Here is a 16,631-nt window from a genome sequence, read left to right on the forward strand (position 1 = left end):
CTGCCGTCCGGGCTCAGGGCCCGGGGGCATAGCTGAAGGGCGCTATCTGTGGGCTGAGACCGCGGCACTCCGGCTTGAGGGCATCCACCCCCGCCAGCATCCAGTCGGTGCGGTGGCGGTTGCCGAGGCTCTCCATGCGATCGGCGTCGAAGCAGACCGCCATCAGATCGGCGGCGCCCAGCACCCAGCGTCCGGGGGCGGCCGCTATCCAGGCCGCCGCCTCGCGGGACTGCTCCCCGTCCGGCATCTGGTAGGAGTAGTGGCGCAGAGGCTGTTGACTGAACAGCAGGTGCTGCTCCTTGAAGCCGGCCAGCAGCAGTTCGTTCCCCGCAGGCACCCGCTCCGCCGCCAGCGCCATCACCCCCTCCGGGGTGCGCATGTCGTTGAGTTTCACGCAGATCCAGCTGGAGTAGATGAGCCACCCCACCGCCAGCGAGCAGAGGATGGCACTGAGCGGCGCCCGGCGCAGCAGGGCGTTGATGAGCAGCAGCGCCGCCCCCATCGCCAGCAGGGGCAGCCAGGGCGCCGGGCCCAGATCCCCCAGCTTGCTCGCCAGCTTGGCGCTGAATGCCAGCGCCCCCGCCCCGCCCACACAGATGATCCCCAGCAGCCAGCCGAGCCCGCCCAGCAGGCGCGCGGGCCAGACCCGCGCCAACAGCTCGGCGACAAAGGGAGCCGTCAGCAGGGCCAGCGCCGGCGTGCCCGGCGTGACGTAGACGCCGCGCTTGCCCGGCGACACCGAGAAGAAGACGATCACCAGCACCAGGTAACCGAGCAGCAGTATGATGCGCTTGTCCTGCCCCTGGATGGCCTTGCGCCACGCCACCACCAGCCAGGGCAGCAGCAGGGAGAGCGGCAGCCAGAACGGCGGGATCACCGAGGTGAGGTAATACCAGAACGGTTTGACGTGATGCCAGGCGTTGGCATAGCGGGTCACCGTCTGGCGCAGCAGTATGTTGTCCCGATAGGCCTGCAGCACGGGATCCCCGCTCTGGGCCACCGCGAGCAACATGGGCACCAGCCACAGGCCGATGGCCAGCAACATGAACAGCGGTCCCGCCAGCCCCTTGAGCCAATCGCTCCTGGAGGCGGCCCGGATCTTCTCGCGGTGGGTCCAGATCGCCGGGATCAGGATCAGCAGGGCCAGCAGCCCCACCCCCTTGGTGATGATGCCGAGCCCGGCGGCGAACCAGCCGAGCCAGTACCAGCGCCAACCGCCACCGCAGAGCAGGAAGCGGACGAAGCCGTAGACGCCGAGGGTGATGAAGAAGGTGACCAGCGCATCGATCTGCGCCGTCTTGGCCTGCAGGGTGAACTGGACGGTAAACAGCAGCAACAGCCCGGCCAGGAAGCCGACCGAGGGGCTCCACAGGCGGCGGCCCATGTCCCACACCAGCGTGATGGTCAGCAGACCCGCCAGCAGGGAAGGCAGCAGGAACGCCACCTTGATGGAGCCGGTCAGCAGATAGCCGATGGCGATGCCCCACATAAACATGGGGGGCTTGTCCGGGTAGATCTCGCCGCCGCGCATGGGGAACAGCCACTGGCCGCTCTCCACCATCTCCTTGGCGATCAGGGCGAAACGGGGTTCATCGGCGGGCCAGGGATCCCGCAGGCCGAGGCCGGCGCCGAGCACCACCAGGGCGATCAGCAGCAACCAGCCGAATGAGCTCTGATTGAGCAGGTAACGATCATTTACCATGACGAGCCTCATAGTCGTTGACGACCTTGTCCCGCTTCCAGCCTCTGTGCTGGATATCCAGATAGAGGCTGTAGAGCGCGGTGAAGGTGGGGAAGAGGTTCTGCAACACGCCGACCGAGTCCTGCTTGGGCGAGAAGACGAAGTAGCTGAGCGTCATCAGGCTGCCGAGCACGCTCATGTACCAGAACATGCGCGGGATCACCGGCTTGCCGGCGCGCTTGGAGGCGACGAACTGCACCAGCCAGCGGCCGCCGAACATCAGCGCCCCTGTGTAGCCGATGATCTTCCAGCCGGTGACGTGCAGACCCGTCCAGTCAAACCAGGTCAGCTCCATGGAAAGCAGGGCATCGATCATCGCCGCCCTCCCCGGTTCAACCAGCCGACATGGGGGACGACCTCATCCCGGTCCGGCCAGACCGATGACAACGAAAGCAGGGTGTCCATCACTCCAGCATCTCCCGGATCTCGACCACCTTGGATCGGCGCTGCAACCACCAGACACCGACCACGTCCACCAGCCCGACCCAGAGCCGGTTCCAGACGCCGTACTTGGAGATGCCCGCCTGCCGGGGTCTGTGATTGACCGGCCAGGGGGACATGCGGCCACCCTGGGCCTGGATCAGGGCCGGGATGTAGCGGTGCATATGGTTGAAACCGGGCAGGCGCAGATACCAGTCGCGGCGCACCACCTTGAGGCCGCAGCCGGTATCCGGGATACCGTCCCGCAGCAGCAGATCGCGGAAGCCGTTGGCCAGCTTGGACGAGAGGCGCTTCACCCAGTCATCGCGCCGATTGACGCGATGGCCGATGAGCCCGACCTGGCTCTTGTCCGACGCGAAACGGCGCTTGGCCTCTTCCAACATGGCGGGAATGTCGGCCGGATCGTTCTGGCCGTCGCCGTCCAGCACCACCAGCCAGTCGCCACGACCGTGACGCACGCCGCTCAGCACCGCCATGCTCTGGCCGACGGCCCGCACGTGGCGCACGACCCTCAGGCTGGCGAAGCGCGCCTTCAGCTCGCACAGGACGGCAAAGCTGTCGTCCTCGCTGCCGTCGTCCACGTAGATCAACTCGTAGTCGTACTTGCCGCCCAGGGCCGCATCTATCTCCCCGATGAGGGGAGCCAGATTGTCCCGTTCATCCTTGGCTGGTACTACGACTGACACATCGACTGAATCACCCATATGAGCTTCCCGACAAAGAAAATAATCCAAGGGATCCTGTTGCGCACATCATGAAGAAGGTGGACTGAGCGCCAGAACCCGCACAAATACAAGGTATTACATCATGATGATCGCCGTCTATCACCCGACAACTAACAATCGCATCAACTAAGAGGGGCAGCACAACAGCGCGGCCCTGCCCGCACCTCAGGTCGTCACCACCAGCAGGATCTTCTCCCGCCTAAAAGTTCCATACCGTTTTCGTCTCTGATGACCTGACACATAACCACATGTTCCATCGTCTGGCTGGCAGCCACCCCGTGGAGAACCTATATCTTCCGGACAAGCCAACGAGGTAACCATCATGCAGAGACTCTGCGCCTGGGGCTGGGGGCTGCTCCTGCTGTTGACCACGGCATCGGCCCATGCCGATGCATTTCGCCAGGCCCCCAAGGCGATGAGCGCCCTGCGCCAGGGCGCCGCCATGGAGCGCGGCAACCCGAGGCAGGCCATCGCCCACTACTGCACCGCCGCCAGCCTGGGCAACCCGGAAGCCTATTACCGCATCGGTCGCCTGCTGGCTCGCGGCCCCCAGGGGATACGCAACGCGCGCCACGCGAACGCCTACCTCGCCATGGCCATGCGCCTCGGCAATCAGCAGGCCGCCCGCTACTACAACGAGCGGGTCGGCAACGCCCCCCTGGGTACCTGTGGCGTCGGTGGCAGCGGAGGCGGCGCCCCCTGGGTGCGGCCCAGCACCCCCTTCGATCAGGACAGCTACCTGGCCCGGCAATCCACGAGCAAGCAGCAGCTGGCCAGCATGATCCGCCAGGCGGCCAAGCGCCACAGAGTCAACCCCCAGCTGGCGCTGGCCATCGCCATCGCCGAGTCCAATCTGAACAGCGCCGCCGTCTCCCCCAAGCAGGCGCAGGGCGTCATGCAGCTCATCCCCGAAACCCAGGCCCGTTTCGGCGTGACCCGGCCGTTCGACGCCCGGCAGAACATCCGTGGCGCCATGATCTACCTGAAGTGGCTGGAGAAGCAGTTTGGCCCCGACTGGGTGAGGATCAGCGCCGCCTACAACGCCGGGGAGCAGGCCGTCCTGCGCCACGGCGGCGTGCCCCCCTATCGGGAGACCCAGGAGTACGTGCAGCGGGTGCTCTACTACTCGGGACAGGATCCGGCCAAGGAGCGCCGGCTGCCACGCTGAGCGCCACCCGCCGGCCGTCTCATCCGCACGAATCCTATCGGGCCAGGCTTAAGGAAATCTTAAGACAGGGCCCCGCACGCTCCTGTCCGCTGCCGCCTCTCGGCCGCTCGCCAGCCCCCTGGCTCCCCGCTCCCCGGCTTTGCCGCCCCCTCCCCATTGGTTTACAATCGACGGGTTTTTTGGAACCGGGTTGACGGCCCGTCGACCCGGCCCCACCACGACATCAGTCTGTTAATGTCACGACATTAAACTGCTGAAAAGGAAGAGAATTAGCCAATGGCTCAATTTATTTACACGATGAACCATTGAAGCCGCGGGCGAGCCAGCATGAGCTACAAAGAGCCACATAAAGCTGGCAAATTCAGAAGCTTACAATTAGTTATCAGCAGCTAATCTTGGCTTTCCCCAGCTCTTTTTGTGGCCCCATTTTAGCCCCAAACACATCATTCCTGCATTTTTTGGCCCCAAGATGGCCCCAAACTGGAGCATCACTTCTGGGGGTAATCATGGCGATTGTTGTGGCGCCCATAGTTCCAGATCGCGATTCGAGCCTCAGAGCCCCGGCACGGGGCCGGGGCAGATCACATCAGGCCCACACCCGCACGGGCGTCACCGGGTAGGTACGCAGGGCACCCAGGGCTGCTGCCAGCTCGTCAGAGGTGGTGCGCACGTTGACATGGTAGCCAGACACCGGGGCGGTGACGGGCACCTCCTGGCCATCGACCAGGGTGGTTTCGCCGGTGGGCTGGTAGATGGTGCCGATCACATCGAGCGCGGCGTCAGGGTGATATAGGGCCCCACTGTCGGGATCCTGGCTAAAGCCGGCGGCCTTGAGCGCGGTGGTCATGGCCGACTTGCTGCCGGCCTTGAGGTAAAGGTCAATCAGTTCCATGGGTCTTGTCCTTCCAGAAATACCAGCCGCCAGCGCGGCAGGCGACCCAGAACAGCCAGGCCATCACCGGCTTGCCCTGGGCAATCATGCAGTGGCGCAAGCGCCTGTCAGCCTCGGCACGGGATACCGCGCCTCTGGCGCCATAGTCGTGGTCGTGCTGCTGGCAGCAGCTATTGGTGCCGGGTGAAACGGGGCCAAGCCCCGTGCAGTAGTGGCGGGTCATGATGAGGCCGCCTGACACTGAATGTCTGTGAGTGATGAGTTCCAGATATTGATGTTGCGCAGGTGGCCGTTGAGGCAGCTGTCTGGGGTTATGGCGTAACCGAGTCGCAGCAGAACGGGCATTCCTGGGGCGTTTGGGGATGCTGTTATCGTAGAGCCGACCTTCGCACCGTCTACGAATAGATCACACACATTGCGGTTAATGCGGTAGCACACGCGGTATCTGCGGCGCGGCAATACAGGAAATGAATGGGCGACACCAGGGCCACGGAAAGCTCTCCACGTTCCCGGCGCATCAATCCGTTGCATGAAGTTACCAACCCCGCCGCCGCCGCTATAAAAAATGCTATGTGATGAGGGGGAAACGGGGAGCCCAACCGTATCGAACTCAACTGCGATAGTCAGTTCCTGCCAATCCGTCAGCGGGTGCATGTTCCCCGGCCACGGAATGTCACATCTCGTTGTCGCAGGGCGAGTTGTCTGTGCTGATGTGGCATTCTCGATATAGGGCGTGGCGAAAGGTTTCGCTTCTAGCTGAACACGGCGATAGGTCATAGAACCCGTTGAGCCAACATTCGAACCGAAGGGGTAGATTCGAAACATCCTGGTGGTGTTCGTAAATGTCCGCGTCAGTTCAACCCGCCAGAATGCGCCCATATCGACAACCTCAGCAGCGCTGGGTCCACTTACCGCAGCCTCTGTGATTGTCACATCGACGCCACTTGACTCGTGCCCGAACGTTCTTAATGTGACGTTCAGCCCTACCGTTTTCAGAATATCGAGGCTAAACGTGTGCGGAGTGCCAGTCGTCGGTACTGAAAAATCCCTATATGAACCTTCCGACTTGGAAGGGTCACCAGCACCGCTCACGGTGATCCACCCCGCTGCATCCACCGCACCATGGGTCCACGCAGCGGCGGCGAGGGCGGAGGCTGGCCAGTTAATGCTGGGGGCCGCCAGATTCACCGACTGATCGAAAATGGCCAGCCCCTGCTGCTCGATGGCCATCTCACCGGCGGGTACTGTCACCAGTCGGCCCGACTTGTCGATCATGGTCTGCGAACCCAGGCGCTCATAGGTGACAAGCTGGGCAACGGGAGTCGTGCCGACCAGCACGGGAGCCCCTTTGCCGTGCGTCATGCGCCCGTCCGTCGTGAATGGGATCGACACATCCGGGGTCGGCAGCCGCGCCGCCAGCACCGCCGCGGCGGCAGCAGCGGCAGAAGCGGCGGCCTTGTCCGCCTCCGCTTTGGCACGGGTGGCCTGCCCCTCCCCCTCGCTGGCCACCTTCTTCCAACTGGGGATGGTGACGTTGGCGCCGGTGTCCGGGTTGAGTATGGCGACATCCCCCGAACCGGTCAGCCAGGTCATCATGCCGTCAAACCAGGTGCGATACTTGGCCACCAGGGAGGCCAGATCGGCGGCAAACTGGCTGATGGTCGAGGTGCGGGTGATGTCGATCCGGTACGGCTGATTGGCCATGGTGCCGCCGCGATAGGTATCCACCAATAGGATCTCGGTGTCGCTGACCACGGTATCGACCTCATAGGCCGCGTTGTCCGGGCCATAGAAGGTGTGCCCCTTCTGGATCGGGAGGGTGCCGGTTTTCCACTTGGTGCCAAAGCCGGTGATGGTCTTGCTGCCATTCGTCACCGTCACGTTGCCGGTGCGCTGCCAAAGTCCTGCCATTGCAAAGTTCCTTGAAAAGAAAACCCGGCACAGGGCCGGGTTGTTGTGGTAGCGATTTGCCGCCTATTACTGAGTGAACACCATGGCGACCGAGCCGCGCACTCGATAACCGCCCGTGAACGCGATGGTAACGGAGGTGATCTGGTTGGGTGGGATCGCCACCGTTCGGCCACAAACGGTACTTGTGAAATTACCTGACCCGGTTGCAGACACCGAATCCGAGGTGGTAGAGCCATTAACAGTGATTGAGCAAGATGCTGAGTTTGTGATCTCCTTGTCAGCATGGTCTCCGCCCCCTCCCTGGGTACTACCTCGAGCATAAATTTCTATGCCCGAGATCACCAAGTTTCGGGTGCGGGAAAACGCCGGGATGGTAAACGAGATCCGATCGCTGGCGACGTAGGACTCCAGGGCATAGACCCGCGTCACATCGCCTTCAATCTGGTTAACGCTCAGTTTTCCCAGGATCTGGCAGTTCTCCCGCATCACCACGTTGTTGAACGTGCCGCTGTTGGCATTCACCTCGCCGGTAAACGAGCCGGCAGCCGCATAGAGCTTGTTGGTGCGGATGGTGCCATCGGCGTAGATGATGGTGTGCCACCACTCGCCCCAGCCACTATAGGGACCACCCCGACCAAAGCCGGCATTCCCGCCCTTGAAGTCGCTGTTCACGATGGTGGCAGCCAACAGGTCGGTGACCTTGATGTACTTGGCGATCACGTTGCCGATCTCTGCCGTGTCCATCATGGCGTGGTTCATGAACACAGTGCCATTTTTAATGATGAACGGGTGGCGTTTGCTGGCGGCGCCCGCTGCCCGCGACATCACGGCAAACACATCGGTATCGACGACAAAGGAGGTCAGCGTGGTGCCGTCCACGTTCAGTTTGACGGACAACCCAAAGCCGCCGCCCTCGCCGTTGATCTTGGCCTTGGTGTACCAGCCCGCCTCTACCTCCCCGCGCAGGTTGGCCGTCGCGGTGGCGCCGCTTTGGACTGCGGCGTTGGTGTTGTTGAGGTTGGCCTGCACCTTGGTGATGGCCTCGGCGTTGGCTTTGTCGCCCGCCACCTGGGCCTGCTGGGTCTGCTGGATGGCGGCATTGAGGGCAGTGTCGCCATTCGTCACCTTGGCCTGCAACTGGGTCATCTGGTCAGCCAGCACCTTGTCACCCGCCGCCTGGGTGCGCTGGGTTTCCAGGATAGCCGCGTTGAGCGTCTGGTCGTCGCCTTCCAGGGTGGCTTGCAGTTGATCCATGCGGGTGGCCAGGGCGCTGTCACCCGTCACCTGGGCCTGCTGGTTCTGCTTGATGGCCGCATCGAGCACCTTGTCATCGGCCACCACCTTGGCCTGCAACTGGGTCAGTTGCTCGGCCAGGGCGCTGTCACCGGACACCTGGGCCTGCTGGGCTTGCTTGATGGCGGCATCGAGCACCTTGTCGCCCGCTACCACCTGACCTTGCAGCTGGGTCAGCTGCTCGGCCAGGGCGCTGTCGCCAGTCACCTGGGCTTGCTGGGTCTGCTTGATGGCCGCATCGAGCGCCTTGTCACCCGTCTCCACCTTGGCGGCGAGTTGGGTCAGCTGCTCGGCCAGCGCCTGATCCCCCTGCGCCTGGGTGCGCTGGGTTTCCAGGATAGCGGCGTTGAGCGTCTGATCATCCCCTTCCAGGGTGGCCTGCAGTTGGGTTACCCGTTCGGCCATGGCCTGATCGGCGGCGCTCAGGGTGCGGTTGCTTTCCTCCAAGGCGGCGGCGGTCTTGCTGTCTGCCGCTTGGTAATCGGCCTTGAGCTGGCTGATCTCCCGGGCGGTGGACTGCTCCACCCCGGCGATCACCTCCCTCACCCCGGTGAGCGCGGCGGACGTTGCCGCCTGCTCCCCCTCAAACTCGGCCCGGAACTGGGTCACCTCGCGGGCCAGCGCCTGGTGTTCGTCTGCCTGGGTATCCTGACGACGAGTGATCGTGGCGCGGGCCTTGCGAGCCCGGTCCTCGTCCTGATCATCTGCCAAGGTGTTGCCGATGCTGGCCAGGGCGGTCAGATCGACTTCTGCTGACAGGTCATCCTGGCGAGCGGCCAGCGCCTTGCCCTGCTCTGCCACGGCCTCAGACAAGGTGCCCACATCGGATTGGGTCTTGTCGGTCTTGGTGGTGAGCTGTTGCAGGGCCTCGCCGGTGGCCTGCTGACCATCGGTGACCACCTTGCCCAGGCTGGTGAGCTGGGCGGCTTGATCGCCGCTGGCTGTCTTGAGCTGGCCGATTTGCTCGGCGAGCGCCTGATCCCCCTGCGCCAGGGTGCGCTGGGTTTCCAGGATAGCGGCGTTGAGCGTCTGATCATCCCCCTCCAGGGTGGCCTGCAGTTGCGTGACCCGCTCGGCCATGGCCTGGTCGGCGGCGCTCAGGGTGCGGTTGCTTTCCTCCAGGGCGGCGGCGGTCTTGCTGTCTGCCGCCTGGTAGTCGGTCTTGAGCTGGCTGATCTCCCGGGCGGTGGACTGCTCCACCCCGGCGATCACCTCCCGCACCACAGTCAGCCGTGCGGCGGTGTCAGCCTGCTCCCCCTCAAACTTGGCGGTGAGATCGGTGACCTCGCTCGCCAGAGCCTGATGAAGATCAAGCTGCACCTGCTGGTCACGGCGAATGGATGCCTCGGCCTGGCGGTGACGCTGCTCCCCCTTATCGCCCGCGAGGGCGTTGGCGATGGCGGCCTCGGCGGCTTGGTCAGCAGCCTTGGCCGTCAGATCCAGGGTGGCGGTGATCTCGTCAAAGCGGCCAGCGGTGATCCCGCCGTCACTCTCGACAATCTGCTCCAGCGCCCGGATCTTGCCCTCGGCGGTGTCCGTCCTGATCTCCACCCCGCTGACCCGTTGGGCCAGCACCTGGTCAGCCTCGACGCTGACCCGCGCCACTTCGGTGATGTTGGCGAGCAGGGTCTGGTCATCTACCTCCAGCTCGGCCTTGAGGCCGGATACGCGCTCGGCCAGGGCCGACTGGGCATCGCTGTTGACGGTGATCCGTTGCTCTGCCGCCGCGAGCCGTTCGCCCTGCTCGGTCACGGTGGACTGGGCGGCCTTCTGCTGGATCTGCCCCAGGGCGGCATCCAGGGAGCTGCTGACCTCGGTCAGGCGCTGCTGTTCGCTGGTGAACTCCGATTTGGTGACGGTCTGGGTCAGCTTGGCATTGATGCCGTCCAGTACCTGCTCGGCCTCGGTCAGGCGCTCCCCCTGGGCATCCACCACGGCATGATCGGCCTTGGCGGCCAGGGTGCCGGTGACGGCATCGAGCGTCTGGTTGACTTCGGTAAAGCTGGCCTTGGTCTCGTCGCGCAGCGCCCGCACCGCATCCATTTCGATCTGGCCGTTTTCGGGGTTGACCGTGAAAATGGCATCGCGCAGATCGCCCATCTCGCTCTGCACCCGATCAATCTTGCCGTGCAGCTTGTCTTGCTGCAGGACGGTATCGATGCCCATCTGGCCCAGGTGATTCTGCTCATCGCGCAGCAGGTTTTCGGTCTGCTTTGACCGCTCATCGAGGGCCGACAGGGCATCACCCAGGCCGGTCAGCTCCCGATCGATCACCGGCACTCGCTCGGCAATCGGCGCGACCGTCTCGCTCAGGTCGGTAAACTCCCGTTCGACTTGCTCCAGCTGCCCCACGATGTCAGGGATCGCCTGGTCAACGATGTCCTTGATCTGCTCGATGGGCTTGCGCAGTTCCTCGCGCAGGTGCTCGCCGCCGATCTCCCCGTCCAGCACATCCAGAATGGAGGATGCGTCGTAGGTGGTTTTCCCGCTGGCGGCGAACAGGCCGGATTTGCCGTAGGCGTTGACGGCACGCAGCCACACGTAATAGGTGGTGTCAGGCTGCAAGCCCTGGAACGTCATGTACGCGCCCAGGCCCGCCTGGGTGGCCTTGGCCTGCACCTCGGCCAGGGGCAGTTGCACCTTGCTCCACCACCATTCGCACAGGGTGCCGTAGGACTGGCCGCCGGTGAACACCGGACGGAACGCCAGCGACCAGTTGCCCGCCTCGACCTCCACCCCCACGGGGATGGCCGGCACGGCGATGGTGAAGGACACCGACGCCACCGGCGATGGGGCGCCGGTCATGGCAATCGCCCGCACCTGGCCCACATAGTTGCCGGCGGCCAGGCCATTCACCCGGCACGACTGCCCGGGCACCTGGGCCGTCAGCACGACGTGCGGTGGCTGGCCAGGGTCGAGGCGCTGGATGATCACCTGGTTGTAGGCGATGGTGCCCACGTTGCGCCAGGACAGCACCCCCTGGATCACCTCACCGACTTGCTCCACTTCATAGCGCAGCTGATCGGGCATGGCGACGCCGCCCGAGGGTAGCTCGGTGATTTCCGGGCGCTCCATGGGCTTGCCAATGGCGTCCGACCAAAACAGCGGGCTCTCTTCTCGCAATGTGAGCTCGACCCCACTGGTCAGCGAGAACGACCAATCTACCACACGAAACTCGGGGCCATTGATGCCCAGAGCCGGGATGTAGAGTCGGATCGAGCTGCCGGGGCGATAGCGCCAGCCAGAGAGGTTGATCGGGCATGTCACTGTGCGGGCGGAGCGGCGCTGACGCAGCATGATATTCGCCAGACGCTGGGCCTGGTATTCGCTGGTCACACAGCGCAGGTCGAGGTCTTCCAGCAGGGCAAGGCCGCCGTCCTCTTCCACCCATTCGTTGACAATCACCGCCGGGAAGTCGGTCTTCTTGAAGGTGATCGGGTCAACAAATGTCCCGGTCACCTGGTTGATTTTCTCACTGCTGGCTGGCTCCGGCAGCAGCTCGCTATCCCCGATAATCTGGTGCGCCCGGATCTCGTCGCTGGCAGGCCCGTAATAAGCCCCCGCGATGATGCCGTGCTTGCCGCCTATGTAAGTCGGCTGGCCGGCACACGCCATGTGCAGCGCCTCCAGCACCTTGGCGCGGGGCTCCCCCAGATCGAATTCCAGGTTGGCGGTGTAGCGGGGCTCCCGCGTCCCATCCGGGCGCGTCACCAGCTCGTCGCAGATGTTGGCAGCCACGATGAACTCGTTCATGCGGATCTCATCGTCCGGCACGTTCAGCCAGGAGCGGTAATAGTCGAGGATGACCAGGGCGACGTTATCACTCCACTTCCATTTGCTGTCCCTGGGATCCCACACCTCCTTTCCGAACTTCTCCACCTTGATGTTGGGGAGCCCCGCCGGGAACTTCTGGGGGTCGAACTTGAGTGACAGGCGCAGCCAGGTAATCCCCTGACCAATCATGTCTTCCTTCCAATCGGCACACTTGGCCAACATGAAGGGGTCGCAGGTTTTGCGGTCGGCATGGAGTTCGTAGGAGACCAGATCGGAGAAGGTGCCGATCAGATCGTCACCCAGCCAGATGTCGCCAACGCGGGAGAGCTTGTGACCGGCGATCACCAGGGCCAGGTGCAGCCACTCCCCTTCATCCTGCTCGCCGGCCTGCTCGGCGGCGAACGACAGCAGACCGGAGGACACCACGCGGCCATAGACACAGGTCTTGTCGCTGGCGGCAGCACGCAGCACCTGGCTACGCTCGCTCGCGCTGCGATAGTCAGAGAGCGACGGCTTTTTCGTCGTCAACATCATGGTGGCAGTGGCCACCGCTGTGCCGATGGAAAGGGCCATGCCCACCGTGACAGCCGTCACGGCAGCATAAGCGCCCGCGCCAGCAGCGGCACCAGCGATAAGAGGGACGGCAGCGGCGGGCATTATTCAACTCTCCAGGCAATGAGGGGGACTTGATCCGGGATGGGGCGGGCGCCTTGCTCGGTCATGGCCCAGACTTGGCCAGCCCACATGACCCCGGCGGTCAACCCGTTTGGGCCATCAAACACCAGGGCATCGCCGCGCTGGGCCATGGCAATTGGTACACGGACAAACAGCGCATCGAGGGCGGCCTCAATGCTGCCGTGGGTCTTGGCAAGCACCCGCTTGGCGCCGATCTCGGTGGTGTAGCGCCCCCGGTACTGGGCTGCGGGATCCTTGTCGCAAGCGGCAAGACACACGTCAGCGACAAACAGACAGCAATCATTTTCACCCCAACAAAAAGGCCGCTCGGTGGCGGCCTGAATGGTGGTGATGATGCGGATTTGCCAATCTGGGTGGCGCATGGCGGTCAGTCCTCATAGTTGAAACTCGGGGCATCTTTCTTGGAACCCCAGTAGATGGATCGGTCAGCCATCTGGTTCTGATAGCGGAAGAAGCGATCATTCGGGTGAATGCGGCGGTGGCTTTCGTCGGTGTTGCGCAAGTTGAGGCCCTTCTGCCAGTCCTCAAACTTGTTCGAGATGGTGAGCTGGATGGTGTTGGTTCGCCCTGCCTTGATGGGGGTTTGCGCTATCTTGCCGCTAAACTGCAAACAGGCATTGAGGGGGGTGCCATCAGGGCCAAGCACGACCAGATAAAGCCACGCCATTCGGTCAACGATGCGCTCCCTCATCACCTCGGCCAACAGGGCGTTGTCCAACCCCGTCAGGGTGACGCTCAGCTTGGTTGGCGAGGTGGAGATCTGCTCTTTCTGGGGGCTGACCGCCCCCAGGGCACCTACCCCGTAATACACCTCACCACCCAGCACCAGCTCCCCCAAGCCCGAGTGAAGGCGGCTCATACCGCTCACCAAGTCCAGCTTGAGGGCATAGAGCGCTGTCACGTTTGGCTGATTGAGGGCGGCGATCACATCAGGATCAAGGCCGGTGATCATGGATAGAAACTCTCCTTGAACTTGAGGGTGCCGAGATCACGGCGAAGGCCAGACGGGCGACGAGATTTGCCGCCGCCATCGAGGCGAAACACCCCCATGGGACGCTCGACCACCAGGGGGGTGCCGCTGGGGTGACTCTTGCGCAGCATGGGGGAAAACGCGATCCGGGCCGCGCCAGACTGATCTGACCAAACATCTGCCGTGACCCGCTTGAGTTCATCGCCCACCTGTAGCCAGTCGCCGTCCCGCAGCACTAAGGTAGAGGGCTTCCACCCTCTGCTCGTCATCGCTGTGCGCATGTTCAGCGCCTCACTGACGATAGGAGCACCATGTACCGGCTGTTTGGGGTGAGCGAAGTCCCACAACCTGACCCGGTTGGTTTTGCCATCCAGCTTGGCGATGAAGGCTTCCAGGCGACGGGCAACTGCGGGCTCCATCTTGCCCATGGTCAGCTCCATCAGCCACTTGCTGCCCGGGGTGGCGACCGTTTGCTCGGAGCCGTCAAACGGCGATTCAAATACCCGCCCCATGGTTTCCAGGTCGAGGGTGTTTTCCCGCACCCGAAACTCAGCAGGCCAGTCATAGATTTCCATCGTCATACCCCCAGCATTCGGCGACCCTGGCCATAGCTGGCCAGGTCATCGAGAAACATTTGGTAACCCTGCCGGGACGCCGCCGTGATCACCTGATTGCGGTCGTCGTCGGTCATGTCGGCACTGAAATGCAGGTGCTGTTCAAACACCGCGCCGCCGCTGGCCGCCACACCTCCCCCACTCATCAACTGGTCATACATCTGATCGATACGCTGGGCTGATTTGTTGGTGTAAACCCGCTCGCCGGTATTGAGCAGCCAGGTTCCCTCCCGGGGAATAGTGTCGATGCCGTCATGGGCCATGCCTGCAATGGCCGTCCCGGCGACGATGCCGACCGATATCATGGTCTGCGCCTTGAGCATTGCGCGGGCAGACTCAGCGGCGAGCAGGCCGCCGGTCATCGCGGCAAACGCCGCCGCCCCGGCCTCTGCTTGCTCACCGGCCACCAGGATCGACGGTATTGCCAGCAGCTTCTGAGCAGCCAGCAGTGCCTTCATGATGAAGGTCTGCTCTTTGCCCGACTGCTGGAGCATGTCAGTGGTGAGACTGAGGGTCTGGCTGGTGAAATTGAGCATGTCGCGGGCAGCTTGTTGCTGGGCGGCTTTCTGCCTTTCAACGCGCTGGCGCTCCTGCTCGGCAAGCTGATCCTGCTTGCGCTGATCCGCCTCCAGCTCCTTGGCCATCGCCTCTTCGCGCTTGGCCATGTAGTCAGCTTGCTGCTCGGCGAAGTGATCCGCCTCCTTCTGGCGGTACTCCTCTCGCAGCTCACTCAGGCTCTCATAGCCGCGGCGCCGCAGTTCGGCCTCGCTGACCTGCAGGCTGTCGATTTCTGCCAGGCGCTCCTCATGGGAGAGGCGCAGCTTGTCCAGCTCGCTGGCGAATTGCATGTCCAGGGCACTGAGGCGCTTTTCCCCCTGCTCCAGATCCTTGCGGTTGTCAGTGCTGATGACGCGGGAGCTGACCGGCTCGGGGGGCTGGTACTCCGGTTGCTCACCAATCCCGAAGCGCTTCTTGCCATACGCTTCCTGAATCCGGTCTATCTCGGCCTCAATCTCGGCGCGGCGTTGCTGGAGCTCCGGCAGGGCAGCGCGGCCCGCCGTGTCGCCCAAAATGGCGTCAAGCAGGCCGACGCCGCCGAATGCCTTTTGCTCCGACGTCTCTTTGATCTGGTCATCCAGATCCTTGAGTTCTTCACGCAGGTTCCCGAGGCGACGGCTCATGCCGTCGATGGTGCGGGGGTTGTCGGCCCAGCTGTCGAACAGCGTCCCCCAGTAGCCCACCGCGTAACTCACCTTGTCGGTCAGCCAGTCGATCTGCTCCGAGGCCCCCAGTACCGCTTTGGCAAACGACCCTTGCAGTTTCAGGCCCACATCGTGGAGCTGCTGATCCATCTCCTTTAGCTGACTGATATCGGTCTCGGAGAGCGCAGCGTTGAGATTCCGATAGTGCCCGGTCAGGCGTTGAAGTTCGGCGCCGTTATTGCGCAGCAGGGGTTGCAGGGTGGAGACATCGTTAGCGATGGACTCTAGGTAAAACACCTGCTCGGCGGCGGAAACGTTGGTCTTGTCCATCGCATCCTGCATCGCGATAAGGGCATCGGGGCCGCTCATCTGCTGCAGTTTTTCGATGGTCAGCCCCACCTTGGGGGCGATGTTGGTCATCCAGTCGGCAAACTCGCCACCGCCGGTGGCCGAGAAGTCGCCCAACTTGTCCTGCACGTCCTTGAGCATGTCAGCCAACTGATCGCCGCTGACATTGTATTGCTCGGTGGCGTAGGCCAGCTCCTGCATCCGTTCGACGGTCACCCCCGCCTTGTTGGACATCTGCTCCAGTTCGCGTCCCTGCTGGGCCAACGAACTGACCGCCGAGGCCATGCCGACCGCCGCGCCCACCACGCCGAGCACGGCTCCCTGCATCAGGCTGAAACCACCGATGATGGCCTGGGACTTCTGCGAGAGCAGATCGGCGGTTTCCCCGAACGAGCGGCCAAAATTGAATGTCGAGTCTTCGGCACTCTTGGCGTCGGCAGCATAGCTTTTCAGCACGTTCGCTGCGGAGCGGACATCGGCAGGCAAGGACGAGAGATCCGCGCTGAGGAGCACCCGAAGGTCAGCAATCTGGGTCGATGACATAGGTTCTCTCTACTCCCGGGATAAAGGCGGCCAAGTTGGCGATCTCCTCGTCACTTTGTTCAACCACCACGGGTTCGGGGCGGTTATAGAAAAATTCTGAGGGACTGACCCAGTGCTCGGCCTTGAGGTGGACATTCAGCAGGAGGGCGCAGATCTGGCCGGTTTCGTATTGGCGGATCCGGTAATCGGTCGGGTGCTCCGAAAAATCCTTCACCCAGTCGAGGTATTCAGCGGCGGAAAACTCACTCAGCCAGCGCCGCCAGTCTGCTCGGCCAAACTGGCGGGCCAGGCTCAGGATGAACGCCTTTTCGGC

13 protein-coding genes are annotated in these 16,631 nt (G+C 63.2%); 1 reads left to right on the forward strand and 12 read right to left on the reverse strand.

Annotation, left to right across the window (positions count from 1 at the left end; all coding sequences use genetic code 11):
• Positions 1–13 precede the first annotated feature (13 nt).
• From AB5Y64_RS01750 to AB5Y64_RS01760, 3 genes are all read right to left on the reverse strand, one after another.
• Positions 14–1,702, reverse strand: a complete 1,689-nt coding sequence (locus AB5Y64_RS01750; RefSeq protein WP_368203140.1) for an ArnT family glycosyltransferase — start codon at positions 1,700–1,702, stop codon at positions 14–16.
• Entirely contained in the window at positions 1,692–2,057 is a 366-nt protein-coding gene (locus tag AB5Y64_RS01755) for a lipid-A-disaccharide synthase N-terminal domain-containing protein (RefSeq protein ID WP_252593194.1), read from the reverse strand. The genes AB5Y64_RS01750 and AB5Y64_RS01755 overlap by 11 nt, the downstream gene beginning before the upstream one ends.
• Positions 2,058–2,145: 88 nt before the next feature.
• Complete coding sequence (locus AB5Y64_RS01760; RefSeq protein WP_257709780.1) at positions 2,146–2,886, reverse strand: glycosyltransferase; 741 nt, start codon at positions 2,884–2,886, stop codon at positions 2,146–2,148.
• 343 nt (positions 2,887–3,229) lie between these two features.
• Here AB5Y64_RS01760 and AB5Y64_RS01765 point away from each other — a divergent pair, with 343 nt between their 5' ends.
• The gene (locus AB5Y64_RS01765; protein WP_042075010.1) at positions 3,230–4,075 is read left to right on the forward strand and encodes a lytic transglycosylase domain-containing protein; all 846 of its coding nucleotides are present in this window, start codon (positions 3,230–3,232) and stop codon (positions 4,073–4,075) included.
• Positions 4,076–4,661: 586 nt separating this feature from the next.
• Here the strand turns inward: AB5Y64_RS01765 and AB5Y64_RS01770 are convergent.
• From AB5Y64_RS01770 to AB5Y64_RS01810, 9 genes are all read right to left on the reverse strand, one after another.
• Entirely contained in the window at positions 4,662–4,967 is a 306-nt protein-coding gene (locus AB5Y64_RS01770; protein WP_368203142.1) for a hypothetical protein, read from the reverse strand.
• The gene (locus AB5Y64_RS01775; RefSeq protein ID WP_368203143.1) at positions 4,954–5,190 is read right to left on the reverse strand and encodes a hypothetical protein; all 237 of its coding nucleotides are present in this window, start codon (positions 5,188–5,190) and stop codon (positions 4,954–4,956) included. The genes AB5Y64_RS01770 and AB5Y64_RS01775 overlap by 14 nt, the downstream gene beginning before the upstream one ends.
• A complete protein-coding gene (locus AB5Y64_RS01780) occupies positions 5,187–6,878 on the reverse strand; it encodes a hypothetical protein (protein WP_368203144.1) in 1,692 nt (563 codons plus the stop codon). Before AB5Y64_RS01780 ends, AB5Y64_RS01775 begins: the two co-directional genes overlap by 4 nt.
• A gap of 66 nt (positions 6,879–6,944) precedes the next feature.
• Positions 6,945–12,518 (reverse strand): hypothetical protein, encoded by a 5,574-nt coding sequence (locus AB5Y64_RS01785; protein ID WP_368203145.1) that lies wholly within the window; start codon positions 12,516–12,518, stop codon positions 6,945–6,947.
• 83 nt (positions 12,519–12,601) lie between these two features.
• Positions 12,602–13,003 (reverse strand): hypothetical protein, encoded by a 402-nt coding sequence (locus AB5Y64_RS01790; protein WP_102948362.1) that lies wholly within the window; start codon positions 13,001–13,003, stop codon positions 12,602–12,604.
• A gap of 5 nt (positions 13,004–13,008) precedes the next feature.
• Positions 13,009–13,593, reverse strand: a complete 585-nt coding sequence (locus AB5Y64_RS01795) for a hypothetical protein (protein ID WP_171865159.1) — start codon at positions 13,591–13,593, stop codon at positions 13,009–13,011.
• Positions 13,590–14,192 (reverse strand): hypothetical protein, encoded by a 603-nt coding sequence (locus tag AB5Y64_RS01800; RefSeq protein ID WP_368203147.1) that lies wholly within the window; start codon positions 14,190–14,192, stop codon positions 13,590–13,592. The genes AB5Y64_RS01795 and AB5Y64_RS01800 overlap by 4 nt, the downstream gene beginning before the upstream one ends.
• Positions 14,189–16,318, reverse strand: a complete 2,130-nt coding sequence (locus AB5Y64_RS01805) for a hypothetical protein (RefSeq protein ID WP_368203148.1) — start codon at positions 16,316–16,318, stop codon at positions 14,189–14,191. Before AB5Y64_RS01805 ends, AB5Y64_RS01800 begins: the two co-directional genes overlap by 4 nt.
• Entirely contained in the window at positions 16,296–16,616 is a 321-nt protein-coding gene (locus tag AB5Y64_RS01810) for a phage tail assembly protein T (protein ID WP_368203208.1), read from the reverse strand. Before AB5Y64_RS01810 ends, AB5Y64_RS01805 begins: the two co-directional genes overlap by 23 nt.
• Between the last annotated feature and the right edge of the window lie 15 nt (positions 16,617–16,631).

It is taken from the genome of Aeromonas sp. R5-1 (assembly GCF_040908265.1).
Classification (GTDB): domain Bacteria; phylum Pseudomonadota; class Gammaproteobacteria; order Enterobacterales; family Aeromonadaceae; genus Aeromonas; species Aeromonas caviae.